The sequence below is a fragment of the Rathayibacter sp. AY1D2 genome (genome assembly GCF_002932695.1).
In the GTDB taxonomy this organism is placed as follows: Bacteria; Actinomycetota; Actinomycetes; order Actinomycetales; family Microbacteriaceae; genus Rathayibacter.
The window spans coordinates 25644-44826 of the sequence record NZ_PSVX01000010.1; the positions used below are offsets into that span (position 1 = coordinate 25644).

Below are 19183 nucleotides of genomic sequence, written 5' to 3' on the forward strand. Positions count from 1 at the left end.
CAGGGCGTCCTGGCCCTCGTTCGGTGGGCGTGGCGCGTCGATCGCTCGATGTCGGAGGTGCGTGGTGTCATCGGCGGCATGGATCTCTCCTTCGTCCTCGGCCTGGTGGTCGGCGCGCTCCTCGCGGGAGTCGTCGCCGTCCTCCTCGCCCGCTCCCGCACGCCCGACGCCGCCCTCGCCCTCGACCTCGCGACGGCCCGCGCACGCGCGGAGGGCCTGGAGGAGCGCCACGAGGCCGTCGTCGAGCAGCACCGCGAGCACCTCGGCTCCGCCCGCGACCAGATCCGCGAGCTCCAGGAGCAGCTGCGCGTCGTCGCCGAGCGCGAGCGGCACGACGCGCGCATCCTGCAGACCCTCTCCCCCGTCGCCGAGAGCCTGCGCGGCATGCAGGAGGCGGTCGGCCGGCTCGAGCGCGAGCGCGCCGCCCAGTTCGGGGCGATCACCGAGCAGCTCGAGGGACAGCGGGCGGCAGGCGAGCAGCTGCGCTCGACGACCGAGACCCTCGCGTCCGCGCTCCGCTCCACCACGAGCCGCGGCGCCTGGGGCGAGACGCAGCTGCGGAACGTCGTCGAGGCCGCCGGGCTCACCCAGCGGGTCGACTTCGACGTGCAGTTCGGGCTCGAGGGCGAGGCGGGCCGCGGCCGCGCCGACATGGTGGTCCGCCTGCCCGGCGGCAAGGCGATCGCGGTGGACGCCAAGGTGCCGTTCGACGCGTACCTGGAGGCGAGCGCGATCCCCGCGGGCGCCGGCGGAGAGGAGGAGGCGCGGCGCGCGGGGCTCCTGCGCGCGCACGTCCGCGCCCTCCGCGGCCATGTGGACGCGCTGGCCGCCCGCTCCTACTGGACCGGTCTCCCGGCGAGCCCCGAGTTCGTCATCGCGTTCGTGCCGAGCGAGCCGCTGCTCGCGAGCGCGCTCGACGCCGACCCGAGCCTGCTCGAGTACGCGTTCCGCAAGCGCGTCGCCCTCGCCTCGCCCGTGACCCTGTGGTCGGTGCTGAAGACCGTCGCATACACCTGGCAGCAGGACGTGCTCACCGACGACGCCAAGCGCCTGCTCGACCTCGGCAAGACGCTCTACGCCCGTCTCGGCACCCTCGCCGACCACGCCGAGGGCCTGCGCCGCTCGCTCGAGAAGACGGTCGACTCCTACAACGCCTTCGCCGGCTCGCTCGAGAGCCGCGTGCTGGTCACCGCGCGCCAGTTCGACTCCCTCGACGAGTCGCGCGTCATCGCCCCGGTCGGAGGAGTCGCCTCCTCGCCGCGCCGCCTCACCGCCGTCGAGCTGCTCGCCGCGGACGACGAGTCCGAGCGGAGCGCGTAGGGTCCCGGGTTCTCGCTGAGCGAGCACCGGGCGTGCAGGCCGGGCGCGAGCGGCACCGTCCATCCGGCTCGACACCCGGACGACCGCAGCTCACGACGGCACTCCGCCTCCGCGGCTCGCCGGAGGAGCGCCCGCGACGCGCATCGAGACCCGCCGCGGCTCCGCCCGCTCACCTGGTGATGATCGAGGCCGACGTTCTATCGCGCATCACACGCCGAGACGCCACCGCTCTCGCCGAGGCGCCGTCAGCGGGGCGGCGCCTCAGCGGCGGGGCGGCGTCTCGGACAGACGGTGACGGCCTAGACCCACTTCTCCGCGAGGTGCTGGGCGGTCACGCGGCGGATGGTGCCCGAGCGGGAGCGCAGCACGATGGACTCCGTCGTGATGACGTGGCCCTCCTTGCGCACGCCCTTCACGAGCCCGCCGTTCGTCACTCCGGTCGCGACGAAGTAGGTGTTGTCGCTGCGGACGAGGTCGTTGGCGTGGAGGACGCGATCGAGGTCGTGCCCGGCGTCGATGGCGCGCTGGCGCTCGTCGTCGTCCTTCGGGCGGAGGATGCCCTGGATCACTCCCCCGAGCGCGCGGATGGCGCAGGCGGTGATGATGCCCTCGGGCGTGCCTCCGGTGCCGACGCACATGTCGAGTCGGGAGTCGTGGCGAGCGGCGTTGATGCCGCCCGCGACGTCGCCGTCGAGCAGGAGGCGCGTGCCGGCTCCGGCCGCACGGATGTCCTCGATCAGCTGAGCGTGGCGCGGGCGGTCGAGCACCGCGATGCGCATCTCCTCGACGGGCTTGCGCTTGGCGCGGGCCAGGGCGCGGATGTTCTCGCCAATCGGGCGCTGGATGTCGATGATCCCGACGCCCTCGGGCCCGGTGACGATCTTCTCCATGTAGAACACGGCGGAGGGGTCGAACATCGCGCCGCGGTCGGCGACGGCGATCATCGAGAGCGCGTTCTGGCGCCCGGCCGCGGTCAGCGAGGTGCCGTCGATCGGGTCGACGGCGATGTCGGCGGCGGGCCCCGAGCCGTTGCCGACGTGCTCGCCGTTGAAGAGCATGGGCGCGTTGTCCTTCTCGCCCTCGCCGATCACGACGACTCCGTCGAAGTTCACGGTCCCGAGGAAGGTGCGCATGGCGTCGACCGCTGCGCCGTCGGCGGCGTTCTTGTCGCCCTTGCCGATGAAGGGCACGGCGCGGATCGCGGCGGCCTCGGTGGCGCGGACGAGCTCCATGCCGAGGTTGCGGTCGGGGTGGAGGTAGAGCGAGTCGCTGTCGATCACAGAGCGGAGTCCTTCGTCGTCGAGTTCGTGCACGTCGTCGCAGGACCCGCGGAGCGGATCCCCATCCCTGCCCGAAGCCTAGTCCAGGGCCCTCCACGGGCGGAGGGACCGCGGAGGGGCGCCTCGCTAGACTCGTCCGCGACGCGGGCCTCGCCCGACCCCCCTTCGTTCATCCGTCAAAGGAGATGCCATGCCCGTCGCTACCCCGGACCAGTACGCAGAGATGCTCGACAAGGCGAAGGCGGGCGGCTTCGCCTACCCGGCGTTCAACGTCTCGTCGTCGCAGACGATCAACGCGGTCCTCCAGGGCCTCACCGAGGCGGGCTCGGACGGCATCATCCAGGTCACCACCGGAGGCGCGGACTACTTCGCCGGCCACACCGTGAAGAACCGCGCGGCAGGCGCGATCGCCTTCGCGAGGTTCGCGACCGAGGTCGCCAAGAACTACCCGGTCACGGTCGCGCTCCACACCGACCACTGCCCGCAGAACGCGCTCGAGGGCTTCGTCTACCCGCTGATCGCCGCCTCCGAGGAGGAGGTCAAGGCCGGTCGCGAGCCGCTGTTCCAGTCGCACATGTGGGACGGCTCCGCGATCCCGCTCGACGAGAACCTCGCCATCGCGAAGGAGATCCTCCCGCGCGTCAAGAACATCAACGCCATCCTCGAGGTCGAGATCGGCGTCGTCGGCGGCGAGGAGGACGGCGTCTCGCACGACATCAACGAGCACCTCTACACCACGCTCGACGACGCGATCGCGACCGTCGAGGCCCTCGGCTTCGGCGAGCAGGGCCGCTACATGGCCGCCCTGACCTTCGGCAACGTCCACGGCGTCTACAAGCCGGGCAACGTCCGACTGCGCCCGGAGCTGCTCCGCGAGATCCAGGACGGCCTGCAGGCGAAGTACGGCACCGGCGCGCTCCCCCTCGATCTCGTCTTCCACGGCGGCTCGGGCTCGACCGACGAGGAGATCGCCGAGGCGGTCCGCAACGGCGTCGTCAAGATGAACATCGACACCGACACGCAGTACGCGTTCAGCCGCTCCGTCGCGGACACCGTGCTGAAGAACTACGACGGCTTCCTCAAGGTCGACGGCGAGGTCGGCAACAAGAAGGTCTACGACCCGCGCTCGTGGGGCAAGATCGCCGAGACCGCGATGGCCGCGCGCGTCGCCGAGGCGACCCGTCAGCTCGGCTCGGCCGGGAACTCCGGGAAGTAGGGCACCGCTCCGTGACGAACGCACACGATCAGCCGGGCGACAGGCGTCCGGAGCCGCAGTACGGCGAGTACGCGCCGCCCGGCTGGTCGTGGCAGCCGCCGGAGGACGCCGTGGTCGTCCCCGACCCGAGGGGGTCGGAGACCGATCCGAGGCCCGCGACCGCTCCGGCCGCGAAGCCCGTCGCGCATCCCGTCGACCGCCTGCTCACGATCGTGCTGCTCGCGCTCGGCGTGTTCTTCGCCGTGCCGACGCTGCTCGATCCCTCGAGCTTCGCGACGACCCTCCAGGAGCTCTACCGCTCCCAGGGCATCGGCACCTACGCGTCGCCGGAGCTCGCACGGATCCTCGGCGTCGTGGTGGCGCTCGCGCAGTCGCTGATCGTCGCCTTCGCGGTGTGGATCTCGATCCGGCGGCTCCGCGCCGGCAAGCGCGCCGTGCTCGTCCCGATCCTCGGGATCGCGGCGACCGTGCTGCTCTCCCTGATCGTCGCGGCGATCGCCATCCTGGGCGACCCGACGTTCGCGGAGTACGTCACGCGCATGTCGGGCTCGCAGGGCGGCGCCGGCACCGACGTCTAGCGTCGATCCCCGTTCCACCGCACACGGAAGAGGCCGCCGCTCCCGAGGGAGGGCGGCCTCTTCCGTGTCCGGGCCGGAACGCTCTAGGCGCCCGCTCCCGCGCTGATGCGTCCACCGACGCCGCGGGCGTCGCGCTTGCCGGCGACGTCCTTGCGCAGCTCCTTGGGGAGCGAGAACATCAGGTCCTCCTCCGCCGTCTTGACCTCCTCGACATCGCCGTACCCGGCGGCGGCGAGGTCGTCGAGGACCTCCTGGACGAGCACCTCGGGCACCGAGGCGCCGCTGGTGACGCCGACGGTGCGGATGCCCTCGAGCCACTCCTGCTTGATCTCGCTCGCGTAGTCGACCCGGTAGGCGGCCTTCGCGCCGTACTCGAGGGCGACCTCGACGAGGCGTACGGAGTTGGAGGAGTTCGCGGAGCCGACGACGATGACCAGCTCGGCGCCCGCGGCGACCTTCTTGATCGCGACCTGGCGGTTCTGCGTGGCGTAGCAGATGTCGTCACTCGGCGGGTCCTGCAGGTTGGGGAAGCGCTCGCGGAGACGGCGCACCGTCTCCATCGTCTCGTCGACCGAGAGCGTCGTCTGCGAGAGCCAGACGACCTTGTCCGGGTCCTTCACGACGATGTTCGGCACGTCGTCGGGGCTGCCGACGAGGGTGACGTGATCGGGAGCCTCGCCCGCGGTGCCCTCGACCTCTTCGTGGCCCTCGTGGCCGATGAGGAGGATCTCGAAGTCGTCGCGCGCGAAGCGGACGGCCTCGCGGTGCACCTTCGTCACCAGGGGGCAGGTCGCGTCGATCGCCTGGAGACCGCGGTCGGCCGCGCCCTGGACGACGGCCGGTGAGACGCCGTGCGCGCTGAAGACGATGTGCGATCCCTCGGGCACCTCGTCGACCTCTTCGACGAAGATGGCGCCCTGGCTCTCGAGCGTGGAGACGACGTGCACGTTGTGCACGATCTGCTTGCGCACGTAGACCGGGGCACCGTAGTGCTCGATGGCCTTCTCGACGGCGACGACCGCGCGGTCGACTCCGGCGCAGTAGCCGCGGGGCGCGGCGAGGAGGACGCGCTTGCGGCCCTCGACGGGGACGTCGCGCAGACGCCCTGTGGCGCGGGGCATGCGCGGCATGGGCAGGCTGATCGGGACTTGGCTCACCCCCTGATTCTACGTGGTGCATCCTGTGCCCGGGCCGTCCCGGTGTCGGACCCGTCCCGTACCGTTGTCGTCGCGGGAGGGCACTCCCGCTCCCCCCGTCCCTCCGAGCAGAGGCAGCGATGACCGACGCCCCACCCACCGCCGACGCACCCTGGCCGGTCGGCCTGCTCGCCAGCAAGATCAAGGGCTGGATCGAGCGCCTCGGGACCGCGTGGGTCGAGGGCGAGATCACCCAGTGGGGCGCGTCCGGCGGCAACGTCTACGGGAAGCTGAAGGACCTGTCCGGAGACGCGACGGTCGGCTTCACCGTCTGGTCGTCGGTGCGGAGCCGCCTCCCGGCCGACCTCAAGCAGGGCGATCGGGTCATCGCGCTGGTGAAGCCCAACTACTGGGTCAAGGGCGGCACGCTCTCGATGCAGGTCTTCGAGATGCGCCACGTCGGCCTGGGCGATCTGCTCGAGAAGCTCGAGCGGCTCCGCCGGCAGCTGGCGTCGGAGGGGCTGTTCGACGCCTCCCGCAAGAAGCCGCTGCCGTTCCTCCCGCACGGCGTGGGCCTCATCACCGGCAAGGACTCGGACGCCGAGAAGGACGTGCTGCGGAACGCGCAGCTGCGCTGGCCGGCGGTGCGCTTCCGGGTGGTCCACTCGGCCGTGCAGGGCGACCGGACGGTCCCGGAGGTGCTCTCGGCCCTGCGGACCCTCGAGGCCGACGACAGCATCGACGTGATCGTGATCGCCCGCGGAGGCGGCGACTTCCAGAACCTGCTCGGCTTCAGCGACGAGGCGCTCGTGCGCGCCGTCGCCGCCTGCTCCACTCCGGTCGTCAGCGCGATCGGCCACGAGGCCGACCGCCCGCTGCTCGACGACGTCGCCGACCTGCGCGCCTCCACTCCCACCGACGCCGCGAAGAGGGTCGTGCCCGACGTCTCCGACGAGCTGCTGCGCGTGCAGCAGGCCCGGCTGCGGATGACCGGCCGCGTGAGCGGGCTCGTCTCGCACGAGATCGACCGGCTCTCGCAGCTGCGCTCGCGGCCGGTGCTCGCCCAGCCGCACGTGCTGGTCGACCGGCACTCCGAGGAGCTGACCCGCTGGGTCGCGCGCGGCGCCGAGCTGGTGGACCGCCGCCTCGAGCGCGCGCACCTCGAGGTCGAGCGCCTGCACGGCCACCTGCGCGCCCTCTCCCCCCAGCACACCCTCGACCGCGGCTACGCGATCGTCCAGAACGCGGCCGGGCACGTCGTCCGGGCGCCCGGTGACGCGCCGGCCGGCGGCGCACTCGTCCTCACGCTCGCGGAGGGGGCCGTCGGCGCCCGCTCCGAGGGGCCTACCGGCGATCCCGCCGGCCGGTCCTGAGCCCGCCGCGCCACCCGTCCCCCTCAGCCCCGATCGATAGGATCAGACCCATGCCCGACTCCCCCGACGCCCCGGCGACCGACTCCGACGTCTCGGGATTCTCCTACGAGCAGGCGCGCGACGAGCTCGTCCGCGTCGTGTCCGAGCTCGAGCAGGGCAGCTCCACCCTCGAGCGCTCGCTCGCCCTGTGGGAGCGCGGCGAGGCCCTCGCCGCCCGCTGCGAGGAGTGGCTGATCGGAGCACGCGCCCGGCTGGACGCGGCCCGCTCCGGAGGGGCGGCCGCCGGATGAGCCGCGCGAAGCCCGCGCGGGTCGTCGCCGAGCTCGGGCGCCCGGAGACGGCGGCCGAGACGGCCGCCCGCAAGGCCGAGAACTCCCGGCTCTACCGTCAGCGCAAGACGGTCAACAACCTCGTCTTCTCGCTGCTCGCGACCGTCGGCGCCGTGGCGCTCATCGTCCTGCTCGTCCCCCGCGGCGACACCGTGGAGCTCTCCTCGGTCGACGTCCCCCGCGTCGCCGCGCAGGTCCAGCTGGGCGAGGAGCAGACGCTCGCCGTGCCCTCCCTGCCCGAGGGCTGGAAGGCCAACGCGGCCGAGCTCCGCCGCGAGAACGGCACCGACTACTGGTACGTCGGCCTGATCACCCCGAAGGCGGGCTACATCGGCCTGAGCCAGGGGCTCGACGCGGACGCGGCCTGGGTCGCGACGCAGCTCGACCGCCGGGCGGCGACCGGCGTCGAGACGATCGACGGCCGCGACTGGACCGTCTACGACCACCGCGACTCCGGCGACGACACCGGCAACACGCCCTACGCACTCGAGACGACGGAGGGCTCCAGCACCTACCTCGTCTACGGCACGGCCCCGACGGACGAGATCCGCCTGGTCGTGGACGCCATCACCCCGCAGATCGGCCAGGAGGAGTCCCGATGAGCCTCGGAACCAGCAGCACCGTCCCCCGCGAGTCCCGCCCGCCGGCGTGGGTCTGGAAGGAGATGCTCCGCGGCAACCAGCGCTTCGTCGCCGGCGAGCCCCGCCACCCACGCCAGGACGTCGAGCGCCGCGCCGAGCTCGCCGCCGCTCAGGCCCCGCTCGCCGCGCTCTTCGGCTGCAGCGACTCCCGCCTCGCGGCCGAGATCATCTTCGACCTGGGGCTCGGCGACCTCTTCGTCGTCCGCAACGCCGGCCAGGTGATCGCCGACTCCATCATCGGCTCGCTGGAGTACGGCGTCGCCGTTCTCGGCGTGAAGGTGCTGCTCGTGCTCGGCCACGACGAGTGCGGAGCGGTCCGGGCAGCGATCCAGTCGCAGGCGCCCGGCGCCGAGCGGCTCCCCCCGCACATCGAGCACCTGATCGAGCCGATCATCCCCGCGGTGCGCCGCCTCGTGGGTGCTCAGCCGGACGGCCGCGTGCTCGTCGACCCGTCGGCGACCGACGCGCTGGCCGTCGGCCGCGAGCACCTGCGCGACACGGTCGCCGAGCTGCTCCAGCGCTCCCCGCTGATCGCCGACGCTGTCGCGACCGGGCGGCTCGCCCTCGTCGGCGCCAACTACCGGCTCTCGGACGGCACCGTGATGTCCGATGTCGTGCTCGGCATCGATCCGCCCGAGCTCAGCCCCTACGTCTCCGAGCTGGAGCGCGACTCCGGCTCGGCCTCCTCCGCCGCCGCTCCGAGCGCGGTGGGATCGGATCCCGCGTGAGCGGCTCCGGACAGCACAGCACCAACCGATCAGACAAGGACGAACACAGCGTGGTGGATCACTCCCCGACCGACGACTCAGGCGACTTCCGCATCGAGCACGACACGATGGGCGAGGTGCGGGTCCCCCGCGACGCCCTCTACGCCGCGCAGACCCAGCGGGCGGTCGAGAACTTCCCGATCTCCGGTGCGGGCCTCGAGCCTGCCCAGATCGCGGCCCTCGCCCGCATCAAGAAGGCGGCGGCGCTGGCCAACGCCGAGCTGGGCGTGCTCGACGCCGACATCGCCAGGGCGATCGCCGACGCGGCCGACCTCGTCGTCGAGGGCGGCTACGACGCGCACTTCCCAATCGACGTCTACCAGACCGGCTCGGGCACGTCCTCGAACATGAACATGAACGAGGTGCTGGGCTCGCTGGCGACCACGGCCCTCGGCCGCACCGTGCACCCGAACGACCACGTCAACGCCTCGCAGTCCTCCAACGACGTGTTCCCCACCTCGGTCCACGTCGCCGTCACCGGCGCGCTCATCGAGTCGCTGATCCCCTCGCTCGAGCAGCTCGCCGAGTCGCTCGAGGTCAAGGCGGAGCAGTGGGCCGAGGTCGTCAAGGCCGGCCGCACCCACCTGATGGACGCCACCCCGGTCACGCTCGGCCAGGAGTTCGGCGGCTACGCCGCGCAGATCCGCCTCGGCATCGAGCGCGTGCAGTCGGCGCTCCCCCGCGTCGCCGAGGTCCCGCTCGGCGGCACCGCGGTCGGCACCGGGATCAACACCCCCGCCGGATTCCCGCAGAAGGTCATCGCGCGCCTCGCGGAGGAGACGGGCCTGCCCGTCACCGAGGCCCGCAACCACTTCGAGGCACAGGGCGCGCGGGACTCGCTGGTCGAGGCCTCCGGAGCGCTGCGCGTGCTCGCGGTGAGCCTGACCAAGATCAACAACGACCTCCGCTGGATGGGCTCCGGCCCCAACACCGGCCTCGGAGAGCTGCGGATCCCCGACCTCCAGCCCGGATCCTCGATCATGCCCGGCAAGGTGAACCCGGTGATCCCGGAGGCCGTCCTCATGGTCTGCGCGCGCGTGATCGGCAACGACGCCACCATCGCCTGGGCGGGCGCCTCGGGCGCCTTCGAGCTCAACGTCGCGATCCCCGTCATGGGGACGGCGCTGCTGGAGTCGATCCGCCTGCTCGCGAACTCCGCCGTGCTGCTCGCCGACAAGACCGTCGACGGCCTCGAGGCCGACGTCGAGCACGCCCGCGCCCTCGCCGAGTCCTCCCCCTCGATCGTCACGCCGCTCAACAAGGTGATCGGCTACGAGGCCGCCGCCAAGGTCGCGAAGAACTCGGTCGCCAAGGGGATCACCGTCCGAGAGTCGGTCGTCGACCTCGGCTTCGTCGAGCGCGGCGAGGTGACGGAGGAGCAGCTCGACAGCGCCCTCGACGTCATGTCGATGACCCACCCCGGCTGAGCCCGGCCCTCCGACGGCCCGTCCCTGCGCTCGGCGCGGAGGCGGGCCATCAGAGCACCAGCCAGAACCCCGCGAGCAGGAACGGTCCGAACGCGACCCGTCCGCGGACGCGCAGCACGAGCACCCACAGCCCCGCCACCGCGAAGCCGACAGCGGGCGCGGCGACGACCTGCTCGGGTCCGAGAGCCGCGAGCGGCGGTGAGAGGGCCGCCTGGAGCTTCACGTCGCCGAGGCCCAGCCCGCCCGCCGCATGCAGCACGCCCAGGCACAGCACCGTCGCGAGGACGGCGAGAAGCGTCCCCGCCGTGGGCGCGAGGACGGCTCCGACCACCAGCAGCGGGAGCGTGACCGCGTTCGGGAGCCGGTGCCCGCGCACGTCCGCCAGCACCAACGGCACGCTCGCGAGCGCCACCGGGACGAGGCCGGGCGCCCGACCCAGGTGCGGGGCCCCGATCAGGAGGAGCACCAGGGCGCCGAGGAGCAGGGCGGCCCGGTCGAGTAGAGATCCGCGGAGCATCCGCCGAGACTAGGGGGCACCGCCCTCGGGGCGTCGGAGTTCTCCACAGGGCGGCCCGCAGGTGTGCTCGGGCGGCGGCGGGTCCCATCCCGGCCTCAGTCGTGCGGCGGCAGCGGTCCCAGCAGGAGCGACGCCCAGGCGCCGTGCGCCGACGCGTCGTCGGAGGGGTGGAACTGCCCGGCGAGCACGTCGCGGTAGAGGCGACCGAGCTCCGACCTGCGCTGGTACGCCGACCCGCCCGCGATCCGGACGGCGCTCTCGACCACGCGGAGCGCTCCCTCCGTGGTGCGGATCTTCACCCCGACCAGCGAGGGGAACCAGCGCGCACCGCGGTCGACGAGCGCGTCCACGTCGGCCGCCGCCGTGCGCAGGGGCGCCTCGAGCCCGTCGAGCAGCATCCCGGCCTCAGCCACCCGGTGCCGCACCTCGGGGTCCTCCGCCAGTGGCCGCCCTCCCGCCCGGAGGGAGGTCCGTCGGCGGACGGAGGCGACGGCGAGCTCGAGCGCGCGCTGCGCGACACCGAGGTAGACCGAGGAGATCAGCAGCTCGAAGGCCGCGAAGACGGCGAAGACGAAGGGGTCGGCGGTCGGTCCGACGGGCAGCGAGCGGATCATCCACTCGGCCGGGACGACGACGCCGTCGAGCACCGTCGTGCGGCTCTGGGTCGCCCGCATGCCGAGCGTGTCCCAGTCGTCGCGGACCTCGAGCCCGGCGACCGGCGAGTCCGGGCGCTCACGGTGCACGAAGCCGTGCACGAGCCGCGGCTCCGACCCGCTGTCGTCGCGGCCGAACACGCCGAGCCGCGTCCAAGCGGGCGCGAGGGAGGTGAAGACCTTCGTGCCGGTGAAGCGGTAGCCGCCGTCCCCGAGCGGCTCCGCCCGCGTCAGCGAGTCCGAGAGCACCAGGTCGTTGCCCGCCTCGCTGTTGCCGAAGGCGAAGACGTGACCCGCCGCGGCGTCGACGAGGACCGAGCGGAGGGAGTCGTCGCCCCGCTCGAGCAGGAGTCGCGCGATCCCGGTCCAGACCAGGTGCATGTTGACGGCGAGCGCGGTCGCGGGCGCGGCGGTCGCGAGGCGCGTCTGCTCGGCGGCCGCCTGCTCCAGGCCGAGGCCGGCACCGCCGAGCTCCTCGGGGACGAGCAGCGCCAGGTACCCGATCGAGCGCAGCTCCTCCAGGTCGTCCGCGCAGAACGCGTTGCGCTCGTCGTAGTCGGCCGCGCGGGTGCGGAAGCGCTCGAGGAGCGCATCGTCGAGGATGCTCACCCGTCCACGCTACGCCCCGGTGCCCTGCAGGGACGCGCCCGGCCAGGGGATCCTCGGATCCCACGGGCCGGACGCACGGCGAGCCCGTCAGGCGAGCTCGTTCGACTCCAGCATCTCGGTGACCAGAGCGGCGATCGCCGAGCGCTCGGAGCGGGTCAGCGTGACGTGCGCGAACAGCGGGTGGCCTTTCAGCGTCTCGATCACGGAGGCGACCCCGTCGTGCCGGCCGACCCGGAGGTTGTCGCGCTGCGCCACGTCGTGGGTCAGCACCACCCGGGAGTTCTGCCCGACCCGCGAGAGCACCGTGAGCAGGACGTTCCGCTCCAGCGACTGCGCCTCGTCGACGATCACGAACGCGTCGTGCAGCGAGCGCCCGCGGATGTGCGTGAGCGGCAGCACCTCGAGCATCCCGCGCTCGATCACCTCGTCGAGCACGTTCTGCGACACCAGCGCCCCGAGCGTGTCGAAGACCGCCTGCGCCCAGGGGTTCATCTTCTCGGCCGCGTCGCCGGGCAGGAAGCCGAGGTCCTGGCCGCCCACCGCGTAGAGCGGCCGGAAGACCATGATCTTCTTGTGCTGGCGCTTCTCCAGCACCGCCTCCAGGCCCGCGCAGAGCGCCAGCGCCGACTTGCCGGTTCCGGCCCGGCCGCCGAGCGAGACGATGCCGACCTCCGGGTCGAGCAGCAGGTCGATCGCGAGCCGCTGCTCCGCCGACCGCCCGTGCAGGCCGAACACGTCCTTGTCGCCGCGGACCAGCGTGATCTGCCGCTTGCCGGTGACCCTCGCGAGAGCGGAGCCGCGGTCGGAGTGGACGACGAGCCCGGTGTTGACCGGGATGTCGGCCACGACGTCCGTGAAGAGCCGCTCGCGGTCGTAGAGCTCGCTCATCGCGTCGCCGCCGAGCGTCACGTCGTCCATGCCGGTCCAACCGGACTCGGGGGCCTGCTCGGCCAGGTACTCCTCCGCGGCGAGGCCGATGGAGGCGGCCTTCACGCGCATCGGCATGTCCTTGGACACGACGGTGACCACGGCGCCCTCGCTCTGCAGGTTGAGCGCGACGGCGAGGATTCTCGCGTCGTTGTCGCCCATCTGGAGCCCGCTCGGCAGCACCGACATGTTCGAGTGGTTGAGCTCGACGCGGAGCGTGCCGCCGCGGCCGACGGCGATGGGGAAGTCGAGGCGCTCGTGCTGCACGCGCAGCTCGTCGAGGCGGCGCAGGGCCTGCCGGGCGAAGTAGCCGATCTCGGGATCGTTGCGCTTGCCCTCGAGCTCGCTGACGACGACGATCGGCAGCACGACGGCGTGCTCAGCGAACCGGAACATCGAGGACGGATCCGACAGCAGCACCGAGGTGTCCAGGACGTAGGTGCGGAGGAGCTGATCGGCCGGATCCGAGGAGCCGTGCTGGACACGGCGGTGGACGCCGCCCTGCGTCCCGGTCTGCGGATCCATGCCCTGGGGAACTGTCACGACGACTCTCCACACTCCGGGGGCCGGAGCCCCCGGCTCATGTCCTCGAGCCGGCCTCATCGGTGCGTGTCGTGCACCGCGCAGTGTCCCTTCGGTGTCTGCGCGATGTCGAGCCGTACTTCTGTGGCCGTCTCGACCAGGCGCTGTACCTGATGACTCGAACCTAACCCGGCGAATGACATCCGTGTGCTTCTCACCGCTACGAATGTGTAACCAGTGTGTGAACGCGCGGAATCCGCGCCTAGTAGTCGATGCTCGTGGCCGACGAGATCAGGGCGGCGCGGAGCAGCGCGAGGGTCGCGTCGGTGGTGCCGGCGTGCGCGCTGAAGCGGACGGTGCTCGGACGCAGGCGCGCGGTCACGCCGTGCGCGGCGAGGGAGGCTGCCAGCGGGGCCAGTTCCTCCGGCTCCGGCTCGACGACCACGATGCCGGCGCGCTCGTGCTCGCCGCGGGAGCCCACGACCGCCAGTCCGAACTCGTCCGCGAGGTCGACGATCGCGCTGACCCGCTCCGCCACGAGCGCGGCGATCGTCGACTGCCCGACCGCGGCGACCTCCTCCAGCGCCGACGCGAGCCGGGCCTGGGCGATCGGGTCCGGGTTGCTGATGCTGAAGGCGCGGGCGTCGCCGCGCGGCGGAGCCACCTCGTCCCACGGCTCCGCCTGCTCCGATCCCGTCCAGCCGGAGAGCACCGGGGTCAGCCGCGACAGCGCCCGCTCGCTGAGCGCGAGGAAGCCCGTCCCCCAGCCGGCGCGGAGCCACTTCTGGCCGCCGGTGACGACCACGTCCGCCAGCTCGTAGGGCGCGTCGACGACGCCGAAGCCCTGGATCGCGTCGAGGACGAGCATCCGGTCGCCGATCACGTCGCGGATCGCCGCGACGTCCGCGAGGTAGCCGGTGCGGGAGTCGACCAGGCTCACCGCGACGGTCGTCACGTCGTCCGTGAGCTGCTCGCGGACGGCCTCCGGCGTCACCCGTCCCTGCTCGGTCCGCAGCCAGCGGGGCTCCACCGAGCCGAGAGCCTGCGCCGAGCGCACCGCCGCGAACGGCAGGCTCGGGAACTCCGCGGCCGACAGCAGCACCGCGCCCGAGGCGCCGAACAGCGCGTGCAGGAGGCCGGTCGAGGTGTTGGGCTGGAAGACGACGCGGTCGCTGGGGACGCGCACGAGCGCCGCCGCCGCCTCCCGGACGCGCTCGTCCTGCCGGAACAGCTCGTCGAGGGTGCCGCTGCGCGCGCGCACCAGCAGCTCGACGGCCGCCTCCTGCTCGGCGGCGACGGTCGCCGAGAGCGGGCCCACCCGGCCGAAGTCGAGGTACCCGGTCTCCTCGCCGAAGCCGGCGAGGTAGTCCGCGGTCGTGGTGGAGGTGGCCTCGTTCGAGCTCATGCCGGCCCTTCCGGTCGGTGGTGCGGCAGGAGCCGCGAGGTCAGCTGCCGAAGCGGCGGTGCCGTCCGGCGTAGTCGCGGAGCGCGCGGAGGAAGTCGACCTCGCGGATGTCGGGGCCGAGCGCCTCCATGAAGTAGAACTCGCTGTGCGCGCTCTGCCAGAGCATGAAGTCGGAGAGGCGCTGCTCCCCCGAGGTGCGGATGACCAGATCGGGGTCGGGCTGCCCGCTGGTGTACAGGTGCTCGCCGATGAGCTCCGGGGTCAGCAGGCCCGCGACGTCCTCGATGGAGGAGCCGCGCTTGCCGTGCTCCTCCAGGATGCTCCGCACGGCCTGGGCGATCTCGTGCCGCCCGCCGTAGCCGACCGCAAGATTGACGTGCAGGCCCGTGTGGGAGGCGGTGCGCGCCTCCGCCGTGTCGAGCGCGGCCACGAGCGAGGGCGGGAGGCCCTCGTCGGAGCCGACGTGCTGCACGCGCCAGTCGGGCTGCTGGGAGACCTCCTCGGCGAGGTCGGCGATGATCGCGATCAGCTCGGTCAGCTCGCTGCTGTCGCGGCCGACGAGGTTGTCCTGCGAGAGCAGGTAGAGGGTGACGTGGCGCACGCCGAGCTCGTCGCACCACTGCAGGAACTCGTGCACCTTGGCGGCGCCGGCCCGGTGGCCGTGCGCGGCGGTCTCGAGGGCCCGCTGCCGCGCCCAGCGCCGGTTGCCGTCGATGATCATCGCGACGTGGTTCGGCAGGGAGTCGGGGGGAAGGCTCGAGCGGAGGCGCTTCTTGTAGACGCCGTAGAGGAGGTCCCTTCCCACAGGCAGTCTCGGCTTCGGCACAGTGACACGGTAGTCGACCCGGGGCGCTCCTCGAAGCCCGGCGGCGCTCGGCGTCGGCCCGCGACGGCGTCGTAGTCTGTCCGGCATGAGCCAGCGGCCGACGCCTCCCCCGTCCGATCCCCGCGTCCGCACTGTCCGCGGCGGAGACGCCGTCGGAGCGGACGGCCCGGACCTGCCCGCCCTCCCCCTCGTCGAGGACGCGATCGAGCACGACTCCTCGGCGGAGGTCCGGCCCACCTGGCGCGGCTGGATCCACGCCGGCCTCTTCCCGCTCGCGATCGTCGCCGGAGTGGTGCTGATCGTGGTCGCGGAGGGGACCGCGGCGAAGTGGGCGGCCGCGGTGTTCGCGACCACGTCGCTCCTGCTCTTCGGCAACTCCGCTCTGTACCACCGCTTCGACTGGAAGCCGCGGACGAAGATGATCCTCAAGCGGATCGACCACGCCAACATCTTCCTGCTGATCGCCGGCACCTACACGCCGCTGGCGGTGCTCGCCCTGCCGCCCGCGCAGGGCACGCTCCTGCTGGTCCTGGTCTGGGCGGGGGCGCTGCTCGGGATCGGCTTCCGCGTCTTCTGGATCGGCGCACCGCGCTGGCTCTACGTGCCGCTCTACCTGCTGCTGGGCTGGGCGGCCGTGATGTACCTCGGACCGCTCTTCGAGGCCAGCGCGACGATGATGGTGCTCGTCCTCGTCGGCGGGCTCTGCTACTCCGCGGGCGCCGTGATCTACGGGATCAAGAAGCCCAACCCGGTCCCGGGCGTCTTCGGCTTCCACGAGATCTTCCACGCGCTCACGGCCGTGGCGTTCCTCTGCCACTGGACGGCGGCGCTGATCGTCTCGCTCCACCCCGCGTACAACGCCTAGAGAGGCCCGGGCCCACCGCTGCGGGCCGGGCTCAGCCCTCGCTGCGCTCCGCCTCCTCGGCGTCGAGCCGCTCCTTCACCTGGGCGGTGTAGGTGGTCCGCCGCACGCGCCGGACCATGTCGAGCGCGAGGAGGACGGCGGCCAGAGCGATCACGAGCATCGTGATGAAGCCGAAGAGGCCCGGCGTGACCGTGTCCTCGTTGAACTCGGGGCCGGGGGTCGGCACCGTCGTGGAGGCGAGGACGACGGCGCGCTGGGCGCCCTCGAGCAGCCCGGCGATCACGCGCGCACCTCGTCGGCGACGACGACGCCGGAGCCGTCGGGCTCCGGGGACACCGGGGCGTCCCCCGAGGGCTCGGGGTCGGGAGCGATCGGCGGGACGACCGCGGTCGGGCCCGGGGCGAGCTCGGTCAGGTCGAGACCGGCGAAGAGATCCGTCTCGGGCGTCGGCGCGTCGACCCGGCTCTCGACGAGCTGGAAGTCGTCGGTCGGCCAGGCGGCGTCGATCGCCTCGTGCGGGAGGAAGAAGAAGGCGTTGTCCGGAGCGACCTGGCTGGCGTGGGCGAGCAGGGCCGCATCGCGCCGATCGTGGAAGCCGGAGATCACGACCCGCGTGGTCGCGAGGTACGGGGTGTCCTCGTTCCAGCGCTTCATCTCCTCGAAGACCGACAGGCGCGGGTCCTCCGGGTCGATCGAGCGCAGGTGCTCGGCGATCGCCCGCAGCTTCTGGCCGCTGAAGACGCGGTCGTAGTACAGCTTCGAGATCGACCACGGAGCGCCCGTGCCCCGGTACTCCTCGGCGAGGCCCGCCGCGCGGTACGCCTCGACGGCGACCTGGTGGGCGCGGATGTGGTCGGGGTGCGGGTAGCCGCCGTTCTCGTCGTAGCTGATGATCACGTGCGGCCGGAACCGGCGGACCAGGCGCACGAGCGGAGCGGCGGCCGTGGCGAGAGGCAGGCCCGCGAACGAGGCGGCGTCGACCTTCCCGTCCTCGGGCATGCCGGAGTCGACGAAGCCGAGCCAGGCGTGCTCGACGCCGAGCGCCTCGCGAGCGGCCGCCATCTCGTACCGGCGGAGGCCGCCGATGTCGCGCTCGGCGTGCGCGCGGGCCTCGAGGCCCTCGTTCAGCACGGAGCCGGCCTCGCCTCCGGTGCAGGAGACCACCATGACCTCGGCGCCCCGCGAGGCGTAGGCGGCCAGCGTCGCCGCGCCCTTGCTCGACTCGTCGTCAGGATGGGCGTGCACGGCGAGGAGGCGCGGAGTGTCCCGCACCTCCGAATCGACGGAGACCTCGACGGCCTGGGACACGATCGCTCGATTCCTCGGGGTTTAATGGGATCGGCGCTCCCGTCCGCAAAGGACGCGCGCCACCCGTCCAGAGTAGACGCATCACCCAGGGAGTTCCGTGGCCGCCCGCACGTCCGAGAGCGTCGAGGGAGCCGCCGCGCCCGCGCTCGATCCAAACGCCGTCCGCGCCGCCGGACCCCTCGCCACCCGCTACGGCCGCACGACGCGCACCCGCCGCGGCAACCGCTGGCTCTTCGGCGGCGTCGCGCTCGCCTTCGTCGCCGTCTTCGCCGCCTGGGTCGTCTGGGCCGGACTCGACGGAGCACGCGGCGGGGTGGACGTCCAGGACACCGCGCACCAGGTCGTCGACGACCGCACCGTCACCGTCTCCTTCGACCTCACCGCGCCCGTCGGCCGCGAGGTCGCCTGCGCGGTCCAGGCCCTCAACGAGCAGTCCGCCGTGGTCGGCTGGCTGGTCGTGGAGTACCCCGCCACGACGGAGCGCTTCCGCTCCTACACGGAGACCGTCCGCACCACCGAGCTCGCGAACACAGGTTTGATCTCCTCCTGCTGGCTCCCGTAGGCTTGCCCGAAGCCCTGACGGACTCATCGGGGCCTCGCCATTCCCACCGCCGCCTGACGCCGGCCGTCCCCACCGCCGGACGCGGACACCTCCGCACGGTGCTGCCGGGCGCCGCGAGCGCGGCCCGCAGAGCAGGAGCCCACCATGGCCGACCAGTCACAGGTGACCTGGATGACCCAGGAGTCGTACGACCGCCTCGAGGCGGAGCTCACCGAGCTGTCCACCAACGGACGCGAGGAGATCGCCAAGCGCATCGAGGTCGCCCGCGAGGAGGGCGACCTGAAGGAGAACGGCGGCTACCACGCCGCGAAGGACGAGCAGGGCAAGATCGAGGCCCGCATCCGCCAGCTGACCTCCCTCCTCCGCGAAGCCGAGATCGGCACGCCCCCCGAGAGCCACGGAGTCGTCGAGGCCGGCACCATCATCACCGCCGAGATCGCCGGCGACGAGTCCCGCTTCCTCCTCGGCAACCGCGAGATGGCGGGCGAGAGCGACCTCGACGTCTACAGCCCCCAGAGCCCCCTCGGATCGGCGATCATGGGCCTGAACGTCGGCGACACCGCCCGCTTCACGGCACCCAACGGGCGGGAGATCGAGGTCCGCGTCGCCAACGTCGAGACCTGGTCCGGCCACTGATCGCACGTCGCGGCGCTCTCCGCGGCGTTGTCGTCGGGCGCGATACCGCCGGTATCGCTTCCTCCTCCGCCTTGCGGAGAACGCCGCAACGCACGATCAGCCCTCTCCAGACGGGAGCGGGGCGCCGGCTTCGCGGCGACAGCGTCGGGCGCGACACCGCCGGTACCGCTTCCTCCTCCGCCTTGCGGAGAACGCCGCAACGCGCGATCAGCCCTCTCTGAACGGGAGCGGGGCGCCGGCTTCGCGGCGACAGCGTCGGGCGCGACACCGCCGGTACCGCTTCCTC

Annotated in this window: 20 protein-coding genes; 11 read left to right on the forward strand and 9 right to left on the reverse strand. The window is 72.5% G+C overall.

The genetic code is table 11. The features are described 5' to 3' along the window. Positions 1 to 78 precede the first annotated feature (78 nt). Positions 79 to 1320 carry a DNA recombination protein RmuC gene (locus tag C5D04_RS04030; RefSeq protein ID WP_219812324.1) on the forward strand — a complete coding sequence of 414 codons (1242 nt, stop codon included), beginning with the start codon at positions 79 to 81 and terminating at the stop codon, positions 1318 to 1320. 299 nt (positions 1321 to 1619) lie between these two features. Here the strand turns inward: C5D04_RS04030 and glpX are convergent, their stop codons facing one another. Beyond that, positions 1620 to 2552, reverse strand: a complete 933-nt coding sequence (gene glpX, locus C5D04_RS04035) for a class II fructose-bisphosphatase (protein WP_097165697.1) — start codon at positions 2550 to 2552, stop codon at positions 1620 to 1622. Positions 2553 to 2790: 238 nt separating this feature from the next. Here glpX and fbaA point away from each other — a divergent pair, with 238 nt between their 5' ends. Further along, complete coding sequence (gene fbaA / locus C5D04_RS04040) at positions 2791 to 3816, forward strand: class II fructose-bisphosphate aldolase (protein ID WP_104224414.1); 1026 nt, start codon at positions 2791 to 2793, stop codon at positions 3814 to 3816. Between the two features lie 11 nt (positions 3817 to 3827). Continuing rightward, complete coding sequence (locus tag C5D04_RS04045; RefSeq protein WP_104224415.1) at positions 3828 to 4394, forward strand: DUF6264 family protein; 567 nt, start codon at positions 3828 to 3830, stop codon at positions 4392 to 4394. An 83-nt stretch (positions 4395 to 4477) separates the two neighbouring features. Here C5D04_RS04045 and C5D04_RS04050 read toward each other — a convergent pair whose 3' ends face one another. After that, complete coding sequence (locus C5D04_RS04050; RefSeq protein WP_104347273.1) at positions 4478 to 5524, reverse strand: 4-hydroxy-3-methylbut-2-enyl diphosphate reductase; 1047 nt, start codon at positions 5522 to 5524, stop codon at positions 4478 to 4480. Positions 5525 to 5670: 146 nt separating this feature from the next. On the opposite strand from C5D04_RS04050, the gene xseA reads away from it, so the two are divergent. Genes xseA through C5D04_RS04075 form a run of 5 tightly spaced genes read left to right on the forward strand, consistent with a single transcriptional unit; the run spans position 5671 to position 10067 of the window. Next, positions 5671 to 6903: an exodeoxyribonuclease VII large subunit gene (gene xseA / locus C5D04_RS04055; protein WP_104224417.1), complete on the forward strand. Its 1233-nt coding sequence runs from the start codon at positions 5671 to 5673 to the stop codon at positions 6901 to 6903. Positions 6904 to 6953: 50 nt separating this feature from the next. Beyond that, positions 6954 to 7193 (forward strand): exodeoxyribonuclease VII small subunit, encoded by a 240-nt coding sequence (locus C5D04_RS04060; RefSeq protein ID WP_104224418.1) that lies wholly within the window; start codon positions 6954 to 6956, stop codon positions 7191 to 7193. After that, positions 7190 to 7834 (forward strand): DUF4245 domain-containing protein, encoded by a 645-nt coding sequence (locus tag C5D04_RS04065; RefSeq protein WP_104225525.1) that lies wholly within the window; start codon positions 7190 to 7192, stop codon positions 7832 to 7834. Before C5D04_RS04060 ends, C5D04_RS04065 begins: the two co-directional genes overlap by 4 nt. Next, entirely contained in the window at positions 7831 to 8601 is a 771-nt protein-coding gene (locus C5D04_RS04070; RefSeq protein ID WP_208543312.1) for a carbonic anhydrase, read from the forward strand. The genes C5D04_RS04065 and C5D04_RS04070 overlap by 4 nt, the downstream gene beginning before the upstream one ends. 50 nt (positions 8602 to 8651) lie before the next feature. Next, positions 8652 to 10067: an aspartate ammonia-lyase gene (locus C5D04_RS04075; RefSeq protein ID WP_104232762.1), complete on the forward strand. Its 1416-nt coding sequence runs from the start codon at positions 8652 to 8654 to the stop codon at positions 10065 to 10067. A 49-nt stretch (positions 10068 to 10116) separates the two neighbouring features. On the opposite strand, the gene C5D04_RS04080 is transcribed toward C5D04_RS04075, so the two are convergent. From C5D04_RS04080 to C5D04_RS04100, 5 genes are all read right to left on the reverse strand, one after another. After that, the gene (locus C5D04_RS04080; protein WP_104232763.1) at positions 10117 to 10584 is read right to left on the reverse strand and encodes a prepilin peptidase; all 468 of its coding nucleotides are present in this window, start codon (positions 10582 to 10584) and stop codon (positions 10117 to 10119) included. Positions 10585 to 10679: 95 nt separating this feature from the next. Then, positions 10680 to 11846: an acyl-CoA dehydrogenase family protein gene (locus tag C5D04_RS04085; RefSeq protein WP_104347274.1), complete on the reverse strand. Its 1167-nt coding sequence runs from the start codon at positions 11844 to 11846 to the stop codon at positions 10680 to 10682. A gap of 87 nt (positions 11847 to 11933) precedes the next feature. Further along, a complete protein-coding gene (locus C5D04_RS04090) occupies positions 11934 to 13298 on the reverse strand; it encodes a PhoH family protein (RefSeq protein WP_104225522.1) in 1365 nt (454 codons plus the stop codon). Between the two features lie 259 nt (positions 13299 to 13557). Then, positions 13558 to 14700 (reverse strand): aminotransferase class V-fold PLP-dependent enzyme, encoded by a 1143-nt coding sequence (locus C5D04_RS04095; RefSeq protein ID WP_104347275.1) that lies wholly within the window; start codon positions 14698 to 14700, stop codon positions 13558 to 13560. Positions 14701 to 14740: 40 nt separating this feature from the next. Next, positions 14741 to 15505 carry an isoprenyl transferase gene (locus C5D04_RS04100; RefSeq protein ID WP_279630826.1) on the reverse strand — a complete coding sequence of 255 codons (765 nt, stop codon included), beginning with the start codon at positions 15503 to 15505 and terminating at the stop codon, positions 14741 to 14743. A 106-nt stretch (positions 15506 to 15611) separates the two neighbouring features. Between C5D04_RS04100 and C5D04_RS04105 the strand changes: the two genes are divergently transcribed. Then, the gene (locus tag C5D04_RS04105) at positions 15612 to 16391 is read left to right on the forward strand and encodes a hemolysin III family protein (protein ID WP_104225520.1); all 780 of its coding nucleotides are present in this window, start codon (positions 15612 to 15614) and stop codon (positions 16389 to 16391) included. Positions 16392 to 16422: 31 nt separating this feature from the next. Here C5D04_RS04105 and C5D04_RS04110 read toward each other — a convergent pair whose 3' ends face one another. Together C5D04_RS04110 and mca are read right to left on the reverse strand one after the other, a co-directional pair. Further along, entirely contained in the window at positions 16423 to 16674 is a 252-nt protein-coding gene (locus C5D04_RS04110) for a hypothetical protein (protein WP_244230611.1), read from the reverse strand. Beyond that, entirely contained in the window at positions 16671 to 17699 is a 1029-nt protein-coding gene (mca, locus tag C5D04_RS04115) for a mycothiol conjugate amidase Mca (RefSeq protein WP_258068825.1), read from the reverse strand. The genes C5D04_RS04110 and mca overlap by 4 nt, the downstream gene beginning before the upstream one ends. A 97-nt stretch (positions 17700 to 17796) precedes the next feature. Between mca and C5D04_RS04120 the strand changes: the two genes are divergently transcribed. Next, entirely contained in the window at positions 17797 to 18261 is a 465-nt protein-coding gene (locus C5D04_RS04120) for a DUF4307 domain-containing protein (protein WP_104347276.1), read from the forward strand. A gap of 144 nt (positions 18262 to 18405) precedes the next feature. Continuing rightward, positions 18406 to 18897, forward strand: coding sequence for a transcription elongation factor GreA (greA, locus tag C5D04_RS04125; RefSeq protein ID WP_104225519.1), 492 nt, complete (start codon positions 18406 to 18408; stop codon positions 18895 to 18897). Positions 18898 to 19183: the final 286 nt, after the last annotated feature.

Coding starts and splice junctions, on each gene's coding strand:
- C5D04_RS04030 (WP_219812324.1), top strand. CDS start 79: ATGGATCTCTCCTTCGTCCTCGGCCTGGTGGTCGGCGCGCTCCTCGCG.
- glpX (WP_097165697.1), bottom strand. CDS start 2,552: ATGGAGCTCGTCCGCGCCACCGAGGCCGCCGCGATCCGCGCCGTGCCC.
- fbaA (WP_104224414.1), top strand. CDS start 2,791: ATGCCCGTCGCTACCCCGGACCAGTACGCAGAGATGCTCGACAAGGCG.
- C5D04_RS04050 (WP_104347273.1), bottom strand. CDS start 5,524: ATGCCGCGCATGCCCCGCGCCACAGGGCGTCTGCGCGACGTCCCCGTC.
- xseA (WP_104224417.1), top strand. CDS start 5,671: ATGACCGACGCCCCACCCACCGCCGACGCACCCTGGCCGGTCGGCCTG.
- C5D04_RS04060 (WP_104224418.1), top strand. CDS start 6,954: ATGCCCGACTCCCCCGACGCCCCGGCGACCGACTCCGACGTCTCGGGA.
- C5D04_RS04065 (WP_104225525.1), top strand. CDS start 7,190: ATGAGCCGCGCGAAGCCCGCGCGGGTCGTCGCCGAGCTCGGGCGCCCG.
- C5D04_RS04070 (WP_208543312.1), top strand. CDS start 7,831: ATGAGCCTCGGAACCAGCAGCACCGTCCCCCGCGAGTCCCGCCCGCCG.
- C5D04_RS04080 (WP_104232763.1), bottom strand. CDS start 10,584: ATGCTCCGCGGATCTCTACTCGACCGGGCCGCCCTGCTCCTCGGCGCC.
- C5D04_RS04090 (WP_104225522.1), bottom strand. CDS start 13,298: ATGGATCCGCAGACCGGGACGCAGGGCGGCGTCCACCGCCGTGTCCAG.
- C5D04_RS04095 (WP_104347275.1), bottom strand. CDS start 14,700: ATGAGCTCGAACGAGGCCACCTCCACCACGACCGCGGACTACCTCGCC.
- C5D04_RS04105 (WP_104225520.1), top strand. CDS start 15,612: ATGAGCCAGCGGCCGACGCCTCCCCCGTCCGATCCCCGCGTCCGCACT.
- greA (WP_104225519.1), top strand. CDS start 18,406: ATGGCCGACCAGTCACAGGTGACCTGGATGACCCAGGAGTCGTACGAC.